Genomic DNA, 20,430 nt, shown 5'->3' with positions numbered 1-20,430 from the left:
CCCGGCGCATGAGTAACAGGGTGCGGCGGGCGCGAAACCGGCAGCTGGCTGTGCCCGGCCGCATCTAAGATGGCCGCATGAATGACGAAGCCCTGGCGGAGGTGGCAGACAGGCTGTATGCCGGGGCGCTGGACGATTTCGTTGCGGCCCGGGCGGCTGCAGCCAAGGAGGTGGCAGGGCAGGACAAGGATCTGGCAGCAGCGGTCCGTGGCCTGCCCAAGCCCTCCGTCGCCGCCTGGGCCGTCAACATGCTTGCCCGGCACCGTCCGGAGGTGCTGGCCGGTCTGGGTGCCCTCGGGGCCCGGATGCGCACAGCGCAGGACTCCCTCGATGCCGGTGCTCTGCGCGAACTGGGCCGCGAGCGCCGGGGCATGCTGGCGGACGCCGTGGATACAGCCCGTTCTGTTGCGCGGGAACAGGGCCGCCCCATCAGCGAGGCGATGGCCGCCGATGTTGAGGAGACGCTCAGGGCGCTGACGGCGGATGAAGGTGCGGCGCGGGCCGTTGAAAGCGGGCGGCTGCTGAAGGTCCTGTCCGCCGACGGCGTCAATGAGGTGGACCTTGACGGCGCGGTCGCCCTTCCCGGGCTGCTCCCCCCGGCACCTCCCAGACCCGCACCACAGGCACCGGCATCAAAAGCCACGGCGGCAAAGGCTGCACCTGTGAAGAAGCGGGCGACGGCGGAGCGCACCTCCCAGCCCATTCCCCCGGTGGCGGAGCGCGCCACGCCGGAGCCTGCCAAGCCCCGCCTTGAAGCGGTCCGGCAGACTCCCCGGCCCGCGTCGCCGCCCGCACTCGAAAGGGCCAGGGCAGCCCTCGGCGAGGCGCAGGCCGCCGAAGAGGAAGCTTCACGCCGGGCAGCTGAACTACAGGACCAGGAGGAACAGGCCCGAAGCCAGGTGGCCGGGCTGCAGCAGGAAACAACGGAGCTCCGGAACCGGCTCAAAGCCGCGGAGGCAGGCCTGGAGCGCACCCGCAGGCAGCTTGCCGCGACGTCGGCCGAGGCAAAACAGGCAGCCCGGGCGGCAGACAAAGCGCGCCGCGCCGCAGTGCTGGCCCAGGAACGAGTACTCCGGCTGGGCAACCGGTAACCGCTGCAGCCGCGGCTGAAAATCCCCTCGCACCACGGTTCGGCCCGACCTACTGTGGAGCTATGGATGCCGCAGCAGCCCACGCCTTTGCCGTTCCTCCGGTGTCGGCCCACCGTCCCACCACTGCCGTTGAAGACACCGTCACCCTCGCCGCCGGAGTATGGCTGCTCACGGGGACATACGTCGACGGGTGGGCGCACAACAACCTCCGTGATTTGGAGACGTTCTTCACTCCCTGGCACGCGGTCCTCTACTCGGGCTTTGCGGCCTGCGCGCTGTGGATTGCCGCGCTGGCCTGGCGCCGCCATGTCCCTGGCACGCGGTGGGTGCAGGCCGTTCCTTCCGGTTATGGCGCTGCCGCGGCCGGTGTGGGACTTTTCCTGGCCTCGGGTCTGGGCGACTTCGCCTGGCATACGGTGTTCGGCATCGAGCGGAACATCAACGCGCTGTTCAGCCCGTCCCATCTTGGCCTGGCCACGGGTGGCTTCCTCATCCTGGGTGCACCGTTCTCGGCTGCATGGCAGGCGTCCGGGCGGCGATGGCCGCAGCTGGTTCCTGCCCTCGGAAGCGCCATGCTTGCCGGGATGGTTGCAGCGTTCATCCTGCAGGAATATGCCGTCTTTGCCCGGCACGGACTGGTGCAGACATATGCCGGCGCAGGCGGGACGCAGCCCGCGGTGGTGGCGGCGACGTCGTCCGGCATCATGGTTTCCCTGGCGTCCTTCTTCGTCTCGACGTTTGCGCTGTTCGTCCCTGTCCTTCTGCCTGCCCTTCGATGGCGCCTGCATCCCGCCGTGCCCGCTGCCATGGTGTTGGTTCCGTCCGTGGCCATGCAGCTCATGGTCGCACTGCGGGACGCCTGGCTCGTGCCCGTGGCGCTGGTCGGGTCGGTCCTGGTGGGCGCGGTCTGGGCGGCGCTCCGGCCGGCCCCCGACCGCCCGGGACGGCTCATGGCCGCGGCCGGCCTCTCCCCGGTGGTGTTCTGGGCGCCGTATTTCGGCGGCGTTGCCCTGCGCGACGGCGCACTCAGCTTCCCGCCCGAGGTCTGGAGCGGAACGCTCGTTTGGACGGGACTCGCCATGCTGGGACTGGCCGCCCTGGCGGGTAAGGTGCGGGGCGGAGCTGGTCCCACGCAGGAAGTGATGGGCCGTTAGCCTGCCGCCGGTCTGCAGCCAGGAGCGGGCGCGGCCAGCGCCCCGGGATGCCCTCCGGGACAACACGCGGCGCCGGTTCCAGAGAATGTCAGACCCCGGTTGCACACTGGATTTATGGAAAACCACGCTGTACAGGAATTTCACGTTACGTACTTCGACGCCGACTGCGGCCGGGCACGGTCCGAGGTCTTCGAAACACTTGAGGAAGCCGAACGCTTTGCCTGCCGGCACTGCCACGGGGAAGACAACTGGGCCGTGGTGGACGCTGTCACGGTTGAACAGGTCCAGATCGCGGCATGACCGGCCTCCGAAGGGGTTTGGGGACGGACCTGGCGCTTAACTGCGTCGGCCCGCGCTGCCTGGCGGTTGCCGGCAGCGCGGGCTGACGTTACTGCTGCGGAGCGCCGGCATGGGTGGCCGGCGCCGCTGCAGGGAATTAGGCGAAGTCGGAGACTGCGGGGTCCGGTCCGATCCGGCCTTCGCCACTGGCCGTCCGATCAAGGCCGTTGATGGCTTCAACGTCCTGGGCGTCCAAGGACACCTCGAGCGCTGCGAAGTTCTCCTTGATGCGTGACTCGGTCACGGACTTCGGGATCACCACGTTGCCGATCGCGAGGTGCCAGGCAATGACCACCTGGGCGGCCGTTGCCTGGTGCTTCGCGGCAATGGAAGCCACAGTGGTGTCCTGCAGCAGCTCGCCGCCCTGGCCCAGCGGGGACCAAGCCTGGGTCAGGATGCCGTTGGCTGCGCCAAACTCACGCAGTTCACGCTGGCTGAAGTAGGGGTGCAGCTCGATCTGGTGGATCGCCGGAACCACGCCCGTTTCGTCGATCAGCCGCTGCAGGCCCTCGGCCGTGAAGTTGGAAACACCAATGGACTTCACCCGGCCGCGCTTCTGGAGCTCGATCAGCGCCTTCCAGGTGTCGACGTACTTGTCCTGCTTGGGCTGCATCCAGTGGATCAGGTACAGGTCCAGGGTCTCAAGGCCGAGGCGGTCCATCGACTCCTCAAACGCAGCGAGCGTGGACTCATAGCCCTGGTCCGCGTTCCACAGCTTGGTGGTAATGAAGATCTGTTCCGGGGAGAGACCGGAGCTGGCGATGGCGCGGCCCACGCCGGCCTCATTGCCGTAGATCTTTGCCGTGTCAATATGGCGGAAGCCTGCCTCGAATGCCTGGCGGACAACCTTTTCAGCCACGTCGTCCTCAACCTGCCACACTCCGTAGCCGAGCTGGGGGATCGTGTTTCCGTCGTTGAAAGTCAGGGTAGGTGAAGAAGTCATGGTTTCATCCTGCCAAAAGCCGCGGACCAAAGGCCCCCATTCCGGGGGCTGTCAGCCACACGCTTAACCTGACATTCCGCTGCCAAACCGGGAATAATTTCCGCACCGCCAGCCCGGGCTAGTCCCCGCGAAGCTGCCGCTCGGCGTCGTCCACCTGTTGGAAGACGGCCTCGGCACGGCGCCGCACCGACGCGGCACCCACCGGAACCGGCCCCACGGCGAGCCGCAGCATTGCCGCGGCCTCAGCCGTGGTGGCCAACGAATTCCCGGCCTTGGACAGCGACCGATGGACATCCGCCAGGGCGGCCGGTATGTCCAGCCCATCGCTGGGCGCGCGGCGCTGCGCCTCCATGCACACCGCCCGGACCCGCTGCAGGAGTGCAGCGAGTTCATTGGCTATATCCACCAGCTCTGCGTACAGCTGGTCATCCTCAACGCCCTCCAGCACCTGGTGGAAGCGGTCCAGTCCCCGGTGGAAGCGGTCGTGGGCGCGGCGCCACAACCCCTTGCCCAGTTCCGCATCATCCCTGCGCTCCTGCCTGGCCGCGCTGAAAAACCCCAAGCGAAGCCTAAAGGTACTGCCCGGGACCATGGTCCGGGTCGTCGCGCTGTGCGGGCCGGGCGGGTGCGGGCTGCCGTCCTCCGGCGGGGGCGCGCTGCGGCTCGCCGTTTTCACCAATGACGACGCCGGGAGCGATCATGGTGCCCGGCGGCAGCTGGCGCAGCTGCAGCTGTGCGGCCGCATGCTCCCGGGCCGCGTTCTGCGCTGCGATGGCCGTCTGGATGCCGTGGAACAGGCCTTCCAGCCAGCCCACCAGCTGGGCCTGCGCAATCCGGAGTTCGGCATCGGAGGGCGTGGCGTTGTCGGAGAACGGCAGGTTGATCCGGTCCAGTTCAGCCACCAGCTCGGGTGCAAGGCCGTCCTCCAGCTCCTTGATGGAGCGCTTGTGGATGGCTGCCAGCCGGCCCCTTGCGGCTTCGTCCAGGGGCGCTGACTTCACCTCTTCCAGCAGCTGCCTGATCATGGTGCCGATCCGCATTACTTTGGCCGGCTCGTCAACCAGGTCGTGCAGGCTGCTGCGCTGCGGCCTTCCGTCCGCGTCCGGCGAGGCCTGGACGGGAGTCTGGGTGTCGTCAACGGGGGTGCCTTCTACCGGGAGGTCCTCGGCTGCTTGAGTGTCATTCGGATCGCTCATGCGTTCATACTCTCATGCGCTACCGGGCCCCGGGCCACTGTGTGAACCCCCTGACGCTTTGTCCGCTGCAGGCTCAATCAGCAGCACCTGCCCTGCGGGTTCCGGTCCTGCCGGTCGGTCCGGTCCCGCCAGAACTCGCGCTCCGTCAGGGGCGGTTCGGCGTGGCCGGCCGCGTGGTGGTGCTCGAGGTACTTGGCGTAGGCGTCCGCGCCCATGACCCCGCCCAGATAGCGGGCAACGCCGCGGAAGCCATGGGCAACCGCGGCGATGCCTGCGTTCATCAGTGCCCCGCCCGTTCCAGGCGGGCGTCGGCGGGTACGTTCGCCCACTTGGCGGCCAGTTCGCGTTCGGCAGTCGTCGGGACCAGTCCGGCAGGAGCAAAGACGCGTGACGGAACGGCCGGGTCCTCGTTGTCGGTGGCGGGCGCCCCGGCTGCCCTGTCCCGGAACGCCTTGACGGTGGCGAGCAACGCCGTCGCTATCACGATGATGGTGAGCACCACGAAAATCACGGAAAGCCAGCCCTGGATGGCGGTGTTGCGGACCACGGCTTCCATCGCGGCCACGGTCTTGGCGGTGCCGAACTCCTTCTTGCCGTCGGCGAGGGCCTTGCTGAAAGCGGCGTTGTTGGCGAAGTAGCCCACGGCGGGGACGGGCGAGAAGATCTTCTGGAAGCTGGCCGTGATGGTGACCACGGCTGCAAAGGCCAACGGCAGGGCAACGATCCAGAGGTACTTGAAGGTGCCGCGCTTGGCCACGATCGCCAGGCATACAGCGAGCGCGATCGCTGCCAGCAACTGGTTGGCGATACCGAACAGCGGGAACAGGGTGTTGATGCCGCCGAGCGGATCGGTGACGCCCATCAGCAGCACGGCGCCCCACGCTGCCACCATGATGGCGGTGCAGAGCCAGGCTCCCGGGCGCCAGGAGGCTTCCTTGAACTTGGGGACGAAGTTGCCGATCGAGTCCTGCAGCATGAACCGGGCAACGCGCGTGCCGGCATCCACGGCGGTGAGGATGAAGAGTGCCTCGAACATGATGGCAAAGTGGTACCAGAACGCCATCATGGCCGTCCCGCCGATGAACTGCTGCATGATGTGCGCCAGCCCCACGGCCAGCGTGGGTGCGCCGCCGGTGCGGGAGACGATGCTCTGCTCCCCAACGTTGGCCGCCGTTTCGCTCAGCAGGCCCGGCGTGATGTTGACACCGCTCAGGCCCAGGCTGTTGACCCAGGTTGCGGCCGTTTCCACGGTCCCGCCCGTCAGGGCTGCAGGTGCGTTCATGGCGAAGTAGAGGCCGCGGTCAATCGAGATGGCTGCCACCAGCGCCATGATGGCCACGAATGATTCCATCAGCATGCCGCCGTAGCCGATGTAGCGGGTCTGCCGTTCCTTCTCCACCAGCTTGGGGGTGGTGCCGGAGGAAATCAGGGCGTGGAAACCGGACAGTGCACCACAGGCAATGGTGACAAACAGGAAGGGGAACAGGGCTCCGGACAGCACCGGCCCGTTCTCGCGGCTGGCGAATTCGCTGAAGGCCGGCACGCTGACCTCGGGCCGGACCACGATGATGGCCAGCGCGAGCATCACGATCACGCCGATCTTCATGAACGTGGAGAGGTAGTCGCGCGGGGCCAGGAGCAGCCACACGGGAAGGATGGCCGCGATGAAGCCGTAGATGAGGAGGCCCCATGCGATGGTCACCTTGTCCAGGTGGAACACCGAGGCGCCCCATTCGGTCTGCGCCACCAGGCCGCCGCCGATGATGGCCGCCATCAGCAGGACGAAGCCGATGATCGAGACCTCCATGACCTTGCCGGGGCGAAGGTAGCGGAGGTAGACGCCCATAAAGAGGGCAATCGGGATGGTCATGCCCACGGAGAACACGCCCCACGGGCTTTCGCCGAGGGCATTGACGACGACGAGGGCCAGGATGGCCACGATGATCACCATGATGAGCAGGGTGGCGATGAGCGCTGCAGTGCCGCCGATGACGCCGAGTTCCTCGCGGGCCATCTGGCCGAGGGACCGCCCGCCGCGGCGCATGGAGAAGAACATGACCAGGTAGTCCTGGACAGCGCCGGCGAGGACGACGCCAAGAATAATCCAGATGGTGCCGGGCAGGTACCCCATCTGGGCCGCGATGATCGGGCCCACCAGCGGCCCGGCACCGGCGATGGCGGCGAAGTGGTGCCCGAACAGGACGTTGCGGTCGGTGCGGACGTAGTCCTTGCCGTCTGCCTTGTATTCGGCAGGGGTGGCCCGGCGGTCGTCAGGCCTGGTGATGTACCGCTCGATGACCTTGGAGTAGAAGCGGTACCCGATCAGGTACGTGCAGACGGAAGCGAAGACGAACCAGATGGCATTGACGGTCTCGCCGCGGACAATCGCCAGCATGAACCACGCGGCCCCGCCGAGAAGGGCAATGGCAGCCCAGAGCGCGATCTTTCCCGGAGTCCATCGACGGTCTTCCGCCTCCAGCCTCGCCTCATCCACGGCCGGCGGCGGAAGGTCCGGGTCCGTAGCCAGCCCGCCCTCCGCCCGGGTTCCGTTCTTCCGCTGGTCAGGCGCTCCGGCCATGTCTCCTCCTTGAGAGTTTCCCGCTTTTGCTATTGGGCACCCTACCAACGCCCGTCCCGCCCGGAACGGCCGGCCGCGGCGTGCCGCCGGGCTGTGCGGTGAGCGGCGGCAGTCCGGCGATGAATGAGCGGGAACGGGTGGTCGACGGCGGGCGGCGGCACAGCGAAGGCCCCCGTCCGGCGCTCCGGACGGGGGCCTTGGCCCGGCTGGGCGGGAAGGTCAGGCGTGGGCGTAGGTGAGGCAGTCGGCGTTGTCGGCGCCCGGGCCCACATGCACCTCAGGGGCGTTGCACATCAGGTGGTCGTTGTGGACGCACTCGGCGCGCTGGCACGCTCCCACGTCGGCGAGGACCTTGGGCAGGCCGCCGTGGATGCCGGTTTCGATGAAGGTGGCGCAGGATGCGTGGTCCTGGCTGCCCCCAACCGTGATGGCGTGGGCGGTACACCCTTCGTGGTCGTTGAACGAACAACGGGTGACACTGCAGTCGGCAACATGGGTCGTCATGAAGTTCCTCCGTAAGTTCCACCACCCGGACGGGCGGCTCCTGCCCCTACCGTAGGCCCGATGCCGGTGATCAAAAAGACCCAATACTTTGACCTAATGGCCCTGTGCCAAACTGCGCCCCAACAACGGCAGCCGGGAACGGGTGAAAGCCCAGGCAAGTGCGGCCGCCGCCAGGGGCACGGCCAGCATGAGCGCGGACAAGTGCAGCCAGGGAACCTCAAGGGCTGTCCGCATCTCCGTGGAAAGGACCAGCAGGACCGCCGGCGCAGATCCGGCCAGCGACCCCAGAACGGCCCCCACGCCGCTGGTGAACAGCCCCTGCGAGCCGGCAAGGGCCCTGCGGAGCCGTGGCGGGGCGCCGACGCCGGCCAGGACTGCGTGGTCCTTCCGGGCGTCCGCCATGGACAGTCCAGTCGTAATGCCCGCCGCGCTGAAGGTGACCAGCGCAGCTGCCGCCACGATGGACCAGGTGATCCACTGGCTTGCCTGCGAAATGCCCGGTTCCGCCTGGAAGGGCATGCCGGGCTGCCCGTAGACGGATGCGGCCGCGGCTGAGGCCGCATCCGCCTCGGCCTCAGAGGGGTAGGCCGAGAGCTGCACGAGCAGTCCGGCCGGGGCCGCCCGGAGGTCCAGGCGTTCGGCGGTTTCCGGTGAGACGACACCGTAGTAAGGCACCGGGACTGCCGGTTCCAGCACGGCGGCGGCCAGTGAGTCCCTTCTGACGGTCGAGGGCACGGTGCTGGCCCCGGAGGGTACAGGGACCTGGCTCCGCACGTCCTTCGCCTCAAGCAGGACGCGCCCCTCACTGACGAACACCGGGTTGGCCACCACCATCCCGCCGGCATCCAGCACCGCCAGCGCTTCGGCAGTGGCGTCGCGGCCGAGCACTGCACGGATGTCCTCGCGGCCGCCCACCAGGATGGCCCGGCCTGACGGTTGGTCGTTGGCCATGGAACCCCGGCACCGCCAGTCACCCGGATCCAGCAGCCTTCCCCGTGCGGTCACCGGGCATTCGTTGGCGTGCGGCCTGGCAAGCGAAAACTGCAGGCAGTTCGAGGTGTCCGTCCGTGCCGGCACCCCTGGATCAGCCGGGCCCTCCGGGCAGTTGCGCAGGCTCTCCGGTGCCGTAATGACCTGGGTCGAGTCGACAGTGCCCAAGGCATCTGCCACCGCGGTGGAGAGCCTGCCGGCATCCACCCGGACTGCCGGCTTCCTGCTGCCATCCGCTGATGCGGGCGGGTCCACCACCAGCGGCAGGTATGCCTGGTTTTCCAGGGCAGCCCAGTAATGCGACGTGCGCTGCCCCGCCTGCTGGCTGGCAGAGAGAACCAGGGCGGCGCTTGCGAGCGTGGCGGCGGCGAGTACAGCGGCGACGGCGGGCACGCTGCGGCCGCGGTTCCTCGCCGAATCCCGGGCGGCCATCCGAAGGGACAGCGGCATCCACTGCGTGCCGGACGTGAGACGGAGAACCAGCCAGCCGGTCAGCAGCACCAGGCCGGCAACGGCCAGCACCGCGCCCAGGATGAGCATCGTGACCACCAACGGCAGCTGGTCCGCCCGCCGGTCCGGATCGTTGGTGGACCGTCCCGCGAGCCAACCCGCGGCCAACAGCGCCGCGGCCAGCCCCAGCACAACGGTCCCGGCCAGGGTGGCCCGCCTGGTCTTCGCCGCGGGAGACCGTCCTGCCTTGAGGGCACCCAGCACCGCCTGCCGGGACACTTGGCGGGCAGGCACCATCGCCGCGATGATGCAGGATGCCAGTCCCATGGCCATGGCAGCGGTTGTCAGGAGGACATCCGGATGCAGGCCTGCCAGCCGGGCGGAGCCGTTCAACCGGACCACGTGGACGACGACGGCGGCGGCTCCCAGCCCCACCACGGCTCCGGCGGCAACGGCAACGCCGCCAAGCCAAAGTCCCCCTGCAGTGACAACGGCGCGGATGGTGGGACCTTCCGCGCCCGAGGATGCCAGCAGGGCCAGCTCACGCACCTGCCGCTTGGCGCCGACGGCGAAGGCAGCACCGGCCAGCAGGCCCACCTCCAACAGCGCCAGGGCACCGATCAGGCCGAAGCCGGCATACACCGCCAGCGCTTCCGTCGATTCATCCCTGGGCAGGGAACCCGGGACGGTGCGTTCGGCGCGGGAAGGAGGGTCCAGTACCACGCTCCGGGACAGCACGCCCACACCCTTACTGTTCGCCTCCCTGACCTGCGGCCAAGTGACCGCTTCGGAACCCACCAGGTAATAGGTCACGGACTGGCGGGTCAGCGGTCCCTGGGAAAGCCCGGCAGGTACCTGGTGTGCCTGCAGGTACAGGAAGCTGTTGCCGTCCGACACGCCGGCGTCGCGGATGGTTCCCACCGGGACAAAGGTGCCTGCCGACGTCGTCAATTCCTGCCCGAAGGTGAGGTGGAAACGCGTCATCAGCCCGGGCGAAACGAGCACCTCCGAGCCGTCGCGCGGGGCCCTCCCGGCCAGGAGGCTGAACTTGCCGGCGAAGGCCGGGTTGAGGGCGTCCACCTCGCGGCCCTGCAGTGAAACCAGTGCCTCCCCCACGCCGATGGTCAGCTGGAGCAGGCGCTGCGGGAGGACGTCGTAGCCTGCTGGAAGGGCGTCCAGCGGGTCGGTCCGCTGGAATTGCGGGTCGAAACGTCCGGTGCTGGAGGCGACCACGCCGTCATTGAGCGGGTCCTGGAGGGAGTCGGCACTGGGCACCGGCAGGACACTGAACCTCGCCTGGGTGTTGCCCAGTTCGCGGCTGACGATCTCAGCCGGCGTGGGCTGTGTGCTCTTGTAGAGGGTGGCGGCCCCGGTCAGCGCCGCTACGGGCACCATGATGAGCAGGATGATGAGGAGGGACCGCGCCTTGTGGCGGGCGATGTCCCGGCGGGCCAGCCGCAGGGCAACCCGATAGCTGCTCCGGCGGCTTGTGCGGGCCGGAGCAAGGTCCATCGGCATCAGAGTCCGGCCTGGGTGAGGAGCATGGTGGGGTCGTGCATGGCGGCGGCCTGGTCGATGATCCGCCCGTCCCGAAGGAAGACCACGCGGTCCGCCCATGCAGCGTGCCTGGCTTCGTGGGTGACGAGCATGACCGCGGCTCCGGCGTCTGCCCGGGCCCGCAGGACCTCCATGACCCCGTGGCCTGTTGTCGAGTCCAACGCACCGGTGGGTTCGTCGGCCAAAATCAGCCGCCGCTGGCCCACGATGGCCCGGGCGATGGCGACGCGCTGCTGCTGGCCGCCGGACATCTGGTCCATGAAGCGGTCCGCCAGTTCGGGGATGCCCACCTGCCGCAGCGCGTCCGCGGCCTGCCGGTGCGCTTTCCTGCTGGATGCTCCATCCAGTTCCAGCGGCAGCGCCACGTTTTCCGCGGCGGTCAGCGTGGGGACCAGGTTGAAGTCCTGGAAAACGTATCCGACGGCGCGGCGGCGCAGCCGGGCCAGTTCGTTCAGGCCCAGGCCGGCCAGTGGCGTGGACTCCACGTAGACGGCACCCGACGACGGCCGGTCCAGGCCGCCGGCGATGGCCAGCAGGGAGGACTTGCCGGAGCCCGACGGGCCCATGACCGCGACGAACTCGCCCGCCGAAACGGTGAGGTCGACGTCGCGGAGTGCGGCGACCGCCGTCGCGCCTTCGCCGAAGGTCCTGCCTACCGCGGCGAGTTCAAGGACCTGCTGCGGCCCCTGCACGCTCACCGGCGGCTGTCCGCGTTGAGCGGGGCGTCTTCGGTGGCCCCGTTGGACGTTTTCCGTGCCGGGCCCGCGGCGGCCTGCGCCTGCTGGACCATCCTGGCCTCGCACAGGTCGAGCCAACGGACCTCGGCTTCGGTCTGGAAGATCAGCGAGTCGAGCACCAGGAGCCACGCCGTGTCCGCGGCCCGCTGGTTCGATGCCGTGTCGCGCCGCGCCTTGGTGTAGTCCTGGAGGGCCCTGATGGATGCGACGCGCTGGGCCTGGATGATGGCCTGGACATCCACTCCGGGCAGGGTGACGGCGAGCGCCAGCTTGATGGCGAGCTCGTTGCGTGGCGGGTTGTTCCGCTCCACGGGGGCGGCGAACCAGTTCCGGACCTCGGCCTTGCCGGCGGGGGTGATGCTGTAGACCACGTGCCCTTCGCCGTCATCGCCTTCCTTGGCTACCAGGGCGTCGCGTTCCAGCCGGTCCAGTGTTGTGTACACCTGCCCGATGTTCAGGGGCCACGTGGCTCCGGTGCGGTTCTCGAACTCGACCCGAAGCTGGTAGCCGTAGCGCGGCTGGTCCTGCAGCAGGGCGAGGAGGCTGTGGCGAATTGACATTGTGCTCCCCCGGGCTGGTCTTTACCGGCATGCACGGGCCCCCAAGACCCGTGCATACCGCGTATGGGCAGCGTAACGCCGAAGTTCCTTAGGCGCAATACCGGGTATGCAGTGACTTACATGACGAGGAGGACCTTGCCGACGTGGTCACCGCTGTCGAAGTAGTGGTGGGCGGCAGCCACCTGGTCCAGCGGGAAGGTCTTGGCCACCAGCGGCCGGATCCTGCCGTCAGCCACCAGCGGCCAGACGGCGTCGCGGACGGCGGTCATGATGGCACCCTTCTCAGCCACGGGCCTGGGCCGCAGCGCGGTGGCCACGACGGCGGCCCGCTTCTTCAGCAGCAGCCCCAGGTCCAGCTCCCCCTTGGTGCCGCCCTGCAGGCCGATCACGACAAGCCGGCCATAGTCGGCGAGCGCGTCAACGTTTTGCTGGAGGTATTTGGCACCCACCACATCCAGGATGACGTCCGCCCCCCTGCCGTCATTTTGGCGCCGCAGGCTGTCCGGAAAGTCCTCTTCCCTGTAGTTGATGGCGATGTCCGCACCCAGGAAGGCTTTGGCGGTGCTGACCTTCTCCTCGGTGCCTGCAGTGGTGGCAACTTTGGCGCCGAACGCTTTGGCGAGCTGGATGGCCATGGTGCCGATTCCGCCGGTGGCGCCGTGGATCAGGACGGTCTCACCGGGCTGCAGCTGCGCCGTCATGATCAGGTTGGAGTAGACGGTGGCCGCAACCTCGGGCAGCGATGCCGCGGTGACCAAGTCCACCCCTTCTGGCACCCGCAGCACCTGTTCGGCCGGAACCGCCACCTGCTGGGCATAACCGCCGCCGGCCAGCAGGGCAACTACCTTGTCCCCCACTGAGAAGGGTTTGCTGACGCCCGGCCCAAAGCCCGCAATCCGGCCAGATACTTCAAGCCCGGGAATCTCCGGGGCGCCGGGCGGCGGAGGGTAGAACCCCCGGCGCTGCTGGACGTCCGCCCGGTTCAGGCCGGCAGCCACCACGTCGATCAGCACTTCGCCCTGGCCCGGTACCGGCGCATCCACATCGCGGACTTCCAGCACTTCCGGGCCGCCGGGTTCCGAAATGTAGACGGCTTTCATGGACCTCTCCCGTTCCTGACTCAAATCCTGGCTGCAACCAGTGTGCACCGGGCTCCTGCCCGTGGCCTGTTTTGTTGCAGGCAAGTGCCTATGAAACACTACTAGCTGAGGAAGGTTGTCCGAGCGGCCGAAGGAGCTGGTCTTGAAAACCAGTGTGCGGTAACCCCGTACCAAGAGTTCGAATCTCTTACCTTCCGCAAGGGAACCCCTGGCAGCCGGCACCGGCTGCCAGGGGTTTTTTGCTTTAAGCCTCCCGGGCCCGCCCGTGTTGCGGAAACGTAAATTCTTTGGATTAAGCCCCGTCAAACGCCTGGACCTGAAGCTACCGGCGGGTATCGTTTGTGACTGCCGGCACACCCTGGGTGTGCCGGCAAGCATCACTCCCGCCAACAGCATCTCCGGCACGGGTGTGGGGAAACTCCCGCGCCGGACGGCGGGGCGCTCCGCTGGGGAACGCCCCGCCGAATGCACGCTCCAGCAACCTTGCGTTCATTCCGTGCTGTTGTCATGTGCCTGGACAACCATCCGGCCACGCACAAGCCAGCCCAATCCGAGCCAGCCATCACGGACGCACCCGCCGGGCCACCCACCCGGTACTCCTCAATGAAAGTCAGAGCGGATGCATCAAAAACTTTGGAAGTCAGCGCTCGGCGCAGCGTTGTCAGCGGGGCTCATCGCAGCCCCGCTGACCGCTGTTCCGGCGGCCGCGGAGGTCTCACCCGCGGCAGGCACCTCCCCCGTTGTCATCAACGAGGCCTACCTGAGCGGCGGCAGCAGCGGCGCCGCCTACAAGAACAAGTTCGTGGAGCTGTACAACAGCTCCGACGCCCCCGTGTCCCTGGAGGGTTGGTCGGTGCAGTACCGCCCGGCCTCCGGCACAGCAGCTCCCACCGGTGTCGCGGCGCTGTCCGGGTCCATCCCCGCCAAGGGCTACTACCTGGTGCAGGGCGGAACCAACGGCACCAACGGCGCAGACCTGCCCGCGCCGGACCTCGTGGCCGGCGCCCTTAACTTCGGGGGCAGCGGGGGAACCATTGTGCTGGCCAGGCAACCCGCCGCCGTCGGACTTCCCACCGGCTCCGTGGTGGAATCTGCCGGCGTGGCCGACCTCCTGGGCTACGGCAGCTCCAACACCTTTGAGACCGCGGCCGCCGCGGCACCCGCTTCAAACACCGACGTGAAGAGCCTGAACCGGCCCGGCGGTGCGGACAGCAACAGCAACGCCGCAGACTTCTCGCTCAGTGCCGCCATCACACCAACGTCCTCTGGCGGCACCGCTCCGGATCCAACACCGGCCCCGGACCCCGCCACCAAGGCCATCGCCGAGATCCAGGGCACCGGCGTGGACAGCCCGCTGGCCGGCGCAGCCGTGACCACCAAGGGTAAAGTCACCGCCGCCTTCCCCACGGGCGGGCTCAACGGCTACTACCTCCAGACACCCGGCACGGGCGGTGACCTGACGGCCACCAACCATGCCGCCTCCGACGGCATCTTCGTCTACTCCCCCGCCACCGTCGGGTCGGTGCAGGCCGGTGACTACGTCCAGGTGAGCGGCACTGTGGCCGAGTACTACGGCATGACCCAGCTCAATGTCGCGTCGGCAGCGGGCCTGACCAAGCTTGCCGAGGCAGCGCCCGAGGTCAAGCCGACGCTCTTCAGCCTGCCCGCCACCGAGGCCTTCCGCGAATCACTGGAAGGCATGCTCCTGGCACCCCAGGGTCCTTTGACGGTGAGCGACAACTACAGCCTCAACCAGTACGGAGAGATCGGCCTGGCCGGCGGGACCACACCCCTGGTCCAGCCGACCGCCGTCGCGCCTTATGGCTCCGCGGAGTACGCGGCCGTGGTCGCGGACAACGCCGCCCGCGGCATCAAACTCGACGACGGGTCCAGCACCAACTTCCTCAAGGACGCCACCACCAAGGCCGAAGTCCTGCCATATCTCACCACCGCCGATCCCGTGCGGGTGGGCTCCCCGGCCACCTTCACCACCAACGTGGTGCTCGGCTTCGCCAACAACTCCTGGAAGCTCCAGCCGCTGACCCACCTCACGGAGGCGAACAAGGCCACGGTCCAGCCGGCCAGCTTCGGGGCGACCCGCACCGACGCCCCCGCAGCCGTGGGCGGCAACGTGAAAATCGCCTCGTTCAACGTACTGAACTACTTCCCAACCACCGGCGACACCCTCTCCGGGTGCACGTACTACGAGGACCGGGACGGCAACCCCATCACGGTCCGTGGCGGCTGCGACGCCCGCGGCGCAGCCAACGCCGAGAACTTCAAGCGCCAGCAGGACAAGATCGTTGCGGCCATCAGCAAGTCCGGCGCCGATGTGGTGACCCTGATGGAAGTCGAGAACTCCGCGCAGTTCGGCAAGACCCGCGACGACGCCCTCGCCAAACTGGTGGACGCGCTGAACCTCCCCGCTCCCGGCATGTGGGACTACGTGCGCTCCCCCGCCAACGCTCCGCCGCTGGCTGATGAGGACATGATCCGGACCGCGTTCATTTTCAAGAAGGCCGCCGCCGAACCGGTGGGTGAATCCATCATCCACAACGACACCGTGGCCTTCGCCAGCGCCCGCAAGCCGCTGGCCCAGGTCTTCAAACCTGTCGGGGACGGCGCCGGTACCGAATTCATCGCCATCGCCAACCATTTCAAGTCCAAGGGTTCAGCCGCGACGCCTGACGACACGGACAAAGGCCAGGGCGCGTCCAACCTCGCCCGCACCGCGCAGGCCCAGTCCCTGCTGGCCTTCTCCGACGAACTGCAGAAGTCCAAGGGAACCGACAAGGTGTTCCTGATCGGGGACTTCAACTCCTACGGCAAAGAAGACCCGATCAACCTCCTGACCGGCGCCGGCTACGTCAACCAGGACGACAAGGCACGGAACCCCGATGGCTCCGCCAAGCACTCCTACCTCTTCGGCGGCCTGGTGGGATCGCTGGACCACATCCTCGCTTCCCCGGCAGCGAACGCCGTGGTCACCGGGGCGGACATCTGGAACATCAACTCTGTCGAATCAGTGGCGCTGGAGTACAGCCGCTACAACAACAACGTCACCAACTACTACTCGCCGGACCAGTTCCGCGCCAGCGACCACGACCCCGTGGTGGTGGGCCTGGACCTGGCCACCGCACCTGCCAGCGTTGACCTCAATTTCCTGAACATCAACGATTTCCACGGCCGGATCGATACCAACACCGTCCAGTTCGCCGGGACCATCGAGAAACTGCGCGCCGCAGCCGCCCCCGGAGCCACGGCGTTCCTGTCCGCCGGCGACAACATCGGTGCGTCGCTGTTCGCCTCCGCTGTTGCCAAGGACCAGCCCACCATCGACGTGCTGAACGCCCTTGAGCTGAAGGCATCCGCCGTGGGCAACCATGAGTTCGACGGCGGCTGGGCCGACCTGCGCGACCGCGTCATCGCCGGGGGTGCCAATGCCAAGTTCCCCTACTTGGGCGCGAACGTCTACCGGAAAGGCACCACGGAACCCGTGCTTCCCGAGTACACAGTGCTGGACCTGAACGGCGTCAAGGTTGCCGTGATCGGCACGGTCACCCAGGAAGTTCCGTCCCTGGTGACGCCGGCCGGCATCGCCGACCTCGATTTCGGGGACCCGGTGGACGCCATCAACCGGGTGGCCGCGAAGATCACGGCGGACAAGCTCGCCGACGTGATCATCGTCGAGGATCACGACGGCGCCGGCTCGGGCGTGGTGGAAGGCGCCACCCTGGAACAGGAAGTGGCGGCCGGCGGGCCTTTCGCGAAGCTGGTCACCGAAACGTCCCCTGACGTGGATGCCATCTTCACCGGACACACGCACAAGGAATACGCCTGGGACGCACCCGTTCCCGGCGTCGTGGGCAAGACCCGGCCCATAGTGCAGACCGGAAATTACGGCGAGAACGTGGGCCAGATCCAGCTCACCGTGGACACCGCCACCAAGGACGTTACCGGCTACAAGGCAGGGAACGTCAAGCGGACCACAGACGCGGCGGCGGACCTGGTCGCCGCCTACCCCCGGGTGGCCGCGGTGGACGCCATCGTCAAGAAAGCCCTGGCGGATGCCGCCGAAGTGGGCAACCAGCCCGTCGGCTCGGTCACCAAGGACATCACCACCGCGTTCACCACCGACGCCGCCGGGACCGCCAAGCGCGATGACCGCGGCAGCGAATCCACCCTGGGCAACCTGGTGGCGGATTCCCTGCTTGATTCGCTGAACCCGTCCGACCTGGGCGGGGCGGAGATCGGCGTCGTCAATTCCGGTGGCCTGCGCAACGAGCTGTACTACGCGCCGGACGGCACCATCACCTACGCAGAGGCCAATGCGGTCCTGCCGTTCGTGAACAACCTGTGGACCACATCCCTGACCGGGGCCCAGTTCAAGACGCTGCTGGAACAGCAGTGGCAGACCAACCCGGATGGCACGGTTCCCAGCCGCGCCTACCTGCAGCTGGGCCTGTCAAAGAACGTTAACTACACCTACGACCCGGCCCGGGCAGCTGGTGACCGGATCACTTCGGTGCGCGTGAACGGCGAACTCCTGGATCCCGCCAGGTCCTACCGGGTGGGCACGTTCAGCTTCCTGGCAACCGGCGGCGACAACTTCCGCATCTTCACCCAAGGCAGCAACACCAGGGATTCCGGGCTGGTGGACCGGGACGCGTGGATCGGCTACCTCCAGAAGAGCAGCCCGGTGTCCCCGGACTTCGCCCGGCGTTCGGTGGCAGTCACTGACAGCACCCCGACCGGCGTCAAGCCCGGCGAGGCCATGGCCCTGGCGGTATCCAGGCTGGACCTGACGTCGCTGGGCAGCCCCGTAAACACCTCCCTGGCGGTTTCGTTCATTGACGCCGCTGGTACCGTGACGCAGCTGGGGACGGTTCCCGTGGCGTCGGGGGCGGCGACGGTGGACGTTCCGGTCCCGGCCGGCGCGGCGGCGGGTACGGGCACGCTGGTGCTCACGGCCGCAGAGTCCGGCACCGTGGTGAAGGCTGCGGTCCTGGTCGGGGCGGACACCCCGGCGCCGCCCGTATGCGTCCCGCCGGTCAAGCCTTCACGGCCGGCCGACGTGCGCGGCCAGGTGAACTACGGACAGGCCATGGCCGCCTACCGGGCCTGCCTGCGCGGCTGATCCACTGGATGCGCCATCACTTCTGGTCCTTATCCTTCGGGTTGAGGCACCACAAGTGATGGCGCATCGGCGTTTAAGCCGTGATGGATCAAACCCTGCTGAGGATGGCGGCCGCGATCTCGTCCGCATCGCGAAGCGTGCGCTGGCCGCTGGCGTACACCGGGCCGCCCGGCTGGACGGCCTCGGCTGCGATCGCAGTTCCCCATTGCGTCGAGGACAACTGCAGCCCCAGGACGAACAGCCCCTCCGTCACGGACCCGTTGGCGGCGATCGGCCGGTATGGGTGCGGCTCCACGTCCAGGCCCGTTGATTCCACCGGAGCTCCCTCTGCGGTCATCATGAGCTTCGGCCGCACCAGCCCGTCGGCGAGCAGCTGCTCCAGCACCGGTGAATCGTTCGCCGACACCCGGTTGCCCGGCGCCAGCGCCTCCACCATGGTCCGCGCCGTCGCCGGCGGCCCTGCCACCCAAGGCGAGGACGCGGTGAACAGCTCCGACTTCCGGTCCACACCGAATTTCGGGTCGGGTCCAACGAAGCTGACCACCCCCGCCCGGGCCAGCGCTGCCAACTGCTCGGAACGCAGCGCGGGCGGCCCGCTGGCCAGGCCCTCCACAAACGACTCGAACCAGCCCCGCAGTCCCGCGATCCAGGACTCATCGGTGATGCCGCCGTCGGCCACTGCCGTCTTGAGGACGGCGCGTCCGTGGTGCAGGGCGGCAATGGCCATCTTGACCGGATCGTCCTCGCCGAGGGCGGAACGGCGGGCGTCATCGAGCAGGAATTCCACCACCGCGGCGTCATGCTCACGGCGTGACCTGAACGTCCGCCCTGCCAGCGGCGCCGCCAGACCGCGCAGATCCAGGCGGTGCCGCGGACCCACGTGGACGGCCAGGACGCTCTCCACGCCGTCTTCCCAGTTGGCGGCGCTGTGCGCATGCGGCTGCAGGGCTTCCTCCAGTGCCGCGAGGAATGCCTGCGCGTCAGGGACCGCTGCCGGCTGCGAGCGCACCAGCGTTGAGTAGTAGGCCCACAGGGCGTCACGGTGCAGCAGCGGCCACAGGTCATGGTCGAACGACGGGCGGATGCCTGCCTTGGCCAGCCGCCGGATGGCCGCTTCGGTGAGGTAGCGGAGCGTGATGGACGGGGCGTAGTAGCCGCCCAGTGCCGCTTTCGCCCGGTAGGGGGTGCCGCGCCGGGAGGCGGCAATGATCCGCGGTTCCTGGCCGGACGGTTCGTAGGCAAGACCGCTGCCGGACGGGACGAACTTTCCGCCGCGGCCTTCGGTGAGCTGGCCCATCGTGTCGAAGAAGTTCAGGCCCATGCCGCGCACCAGGACCGGCTCGCCGGCAGGGATCCGCGACCAGTCCACATCGGCGGGCACCGCCGGCGGGAAATACTGCAGGCCCAGCTGCCCGGCGGAGGCCTCCAGTCCGCGCTGTTCCGGATTCAGCCGGGACGGAATGTGCCCCAGCGCCAGCACCACGGCGTTGGCCCGGATAGTTTCCCCGGTGGCCAGGCCGACGTCGAACATTCCGTCCCCCGCCCGGCGCACCGACAGTGCCGACGTCGCATGGAATCCGATGCCCACGCCGTCGGGCGCCTTGTCCAGCAACTCCTCCAGGGTGCAGCCCAGGTAGCGGCCGTAGAGCGCCCGGCTGGGAAAATCGTCGGAACCCAGCACCGCAAGCTCCGCCAGTTCCTCCGCGGAGAGGGCCGGCAGCGGGTCCAGCTGCTGCCGCGCCCGCCATTGATCGAAGGTGGTGCCGGCAACCGGAGCCGGCAGCGACGGATCCTGGGGAATCAGCGTGGGGTAGAAAGACTGGGTATTCATGAGGAACAGCCGTGACTGGCCCGGCTGCCAAACATGCCCCGGACCTGCCGGGTAAGGGTCCACCACGTCGATCCGCAGGTGCCGTGCCGAGTCCCCGGCCGCGGCACGGTGGGCGAGCAACCGCTCCAGCACGCTGGTGCCGCGGGGGCCGCCGCCGATAATGACAGCCCGGATGCTCTCAGATTTTTCCACGGCATCCAGCGTACGGGCTGGAAGCCGGTTATGCCCCGGGGCGCTTGACTTGCCAGCCTGTGGCCCAGTTG

At 68.1% G+C, this 20,430-nt stretch carries 15 protein-coding genes and 1 tRNA gene; 5 read left to right on the top strand and 11 right to left on the bottom strand.

Annotated features, from left to right (window positions below):
- Positions 1-77 precede the first annotated feature (77 nt).
- From RM50_RS09260 to RM50_RS09250, 3 genes are all read left to right on the top strand, one after another.
- Positions 78-1,091 carry a hypothetical protein gene (locus RM50_RS09260; protein WP_043452056.1) on the top strand — a complete coding sequence of 338 codons (1,014 nt, stop codon included), beginning with the start codon at positions 78-80 and terminating at the stop codon, positions 1,089-1,091.
- 62 nt (positions 1,092-1,153) lie between these two features.
- On the top strand, positions 1,154-2,245 hold the full coding sequence (locus tag RM50_RS09255) for a hypothetical protein (RefSeq protein WP_052260099.1): 1,092 nt from the start codon (positions 1,154-1,156) through the stop codon (positions 2,243-2,245).
- A gap of 114 nt (positions 2,246-2,359) precedes the next feature.
- On the top strand, positions 2,360-2,545 hold the full coding sequence (locus RM50_RS09250) for a hypothetical protein (protein WP_043452054.1): 186 nt from the start codon (positions 2,360-2,362) through the stop codon (positions 2,543-2,545).
- Positions 2,546-2,681: 136 nt separating this feature from the next.
- Here the strand turns inward: RM50_RS09250 and RM50_RS09245 are convergent, their stop codons facing one another.
- The 10 genes from RM50_RS09245 to RM50_RS09200 form a co-directional block, all read right to left on the bottom strand.
- The gene (locus RM50_RS09245; RefSeq protein WP_043452052.1) at positions 2,682-3,527 is read right to left on the bottom strand and encodes an aldo/keto reductase; all 846 of its coding nucleotides are present in this window, start codon (positions 3,525-3,527) and stop codon (positions 2,682-2,684) included.
- 118 nt (positions 3,528-3,645) lie between these two features.
- Positions 3,646-4,089: a hypothetical protein gene (locus RM50_RS09240; protein WP_043452051.1), complete on the bottom strand. Its 444-nt coding sequence runs from the start codon at positions 4,087-4,089 to the stop codon at positions 3,646-3,648.
- Positions 4,090-4,096: 7 nt separating this feature from the next.
- The gene (locus RM50_RS09235; RefSeq protein WP_043452049.1) at positions 4,097-4,723 is read right to left on the bottom strand and encodes a bacterial proteasome activator family protein; all 627 of its coding nucleotides are present in this window, start codon (positions 4,721-4,723) and stop codon (positions 4,097-4,099) included.
- A 77-nt stretch (positions 4,724-4,800) separates the two neighbouring features.
- The gene (locus RM50_RS09230) at positions 4,801-5,004 is read right to left on the bottom strand and encodes a YbdD/YjiX family protein (RefSeq protein WP_043452047.1); all 204 of its coding nucleotides are present in this window, start codon (positions 5,002-5,004) and stop codon (positions 4,801-4,803) included.
- A complete protein-coding gene (locus tag RM50_RS09225) occupies positions 5,004-7,301 on the bottom strand; it encodes a carbon starvation CstA family protein (protein WP_043452045.1) in 2,298 nt (765 codons plus the stop codon). Before RM50_RS09225 ends, RM50_RS09230 begins: the two co-directional genes overlap by 1 nt.
- A 219-nt stretch (positions 7,302-7,520) precedes the next feature.
- Complete coding sequence (locus RM50_RS09220; RefSeq protein WP_018771212.1) at positions 7,521-7,805, bottom strand: DUF1540 domain-containing protein; 285 nt, start codon at positions 7,803-7,805, stop codon at positions 7,521-7,523.
- Between the two features lie 93 nt (positions 7,806-7,898).
- Positions 7,899-10,757, bottom strand: a complete 2,859-nt coding sequence (locus tag RM50_RS09215; protein ID WP_240471923.1) for a hypothetical protein — start codon at positions 10,755-10,757, stop codon at positions 7,899-7,901.
- A 5-nt stretch (positions 10,758-10,762) separates the two neighbouring features.
- Positions 10,763-11,500, bottom strand: coding sequence for an ABC transporter ATP-binding protein (locus RM50_RS09210; RefSeq protein ID WP_043452042.1), 738 nt, complete (start codon positions 11,498-11,500; stop codon positions 10,763-10,765).
- Entirely contained in the window at positions 11,497-12,099 is a 603-nt protein-coding gene (locus RM50_RS09205) for a PadR family transcriptional regulator (protein WP_043452041.1), read from the bottom strand. The genes RM50_RS09210 and RM50_RS09205 overlap by 4 nt, the downstream gene beginning before the upstream one ends.
- A 116-nt stretch (positions 12,100-12,215) precedes the next feature.
- On the bottom strand, positions 12,216-13,199 hold the full coding sequence (locus tag RM50_RS09200) for an NAD(P)H-quinone oxidoreductase (RefSeq protein WP_043452040.1): 984 nt from the start codon (positions 13,197-13,199) through the stop codon (positions 12,216-12,218).
- A gap of 109 nt (positions 13,200-13,308) precedes the next feature.
- Here RM50_RS09200 and RM50_RS09195 point away from each other — a divergent pair.
- Positions 13,309-13,396 (top strand) — tRNA-Ser (locus RM50_RS09195).
- A gap of 422 nt (positions 13,397-13,818) precedes the next feature.
- A complete protein-coding gene (locus RM50_RS09190; RefSeq protein ID WP_043452039.1) occupies positions 13,819-18,336 on the top strand; it encodes an ExeM/NucH family extracellular endonuclease in 4,518 nt (1,505 codons plus the stop codon).
- Between the two features lie 88 nt (positions 18,337-18,424).
- Here RM50_RS09190 and RM50_RS09185 read toward each other — a convergent pair whose 3' ends face one another.
- On the bottom strand, positions 18,425-20,359 hold the full coding sequence (locus RM50_RS09185) for an FAD/NAD(P)-binding protein (protein ID WP_043452037.1): 1,935 nt from the start codon (positions 20,357-20,359) through the stop codon (positions 18,425-18,427).
- Positions 20,360-20,430 lie beyond the last annotated feature (71 nt).

The organism is Pseudarthrobacter phenanthrenivorans (assembly GCF_000813845.1).
In the GTDB taxonomy this organism is placed as follows: Bacteria; Actinomycetota; Actinomycetes; order Actinomycetales; family Micrococcaceae; genus Arthrobacter; species Arthrobacter phenanthrenivorans_B.
Note: the sequence above shows the minus strand (reverse complement) of the source record. Positions and strands in the feature narration are given on the sequence as shown.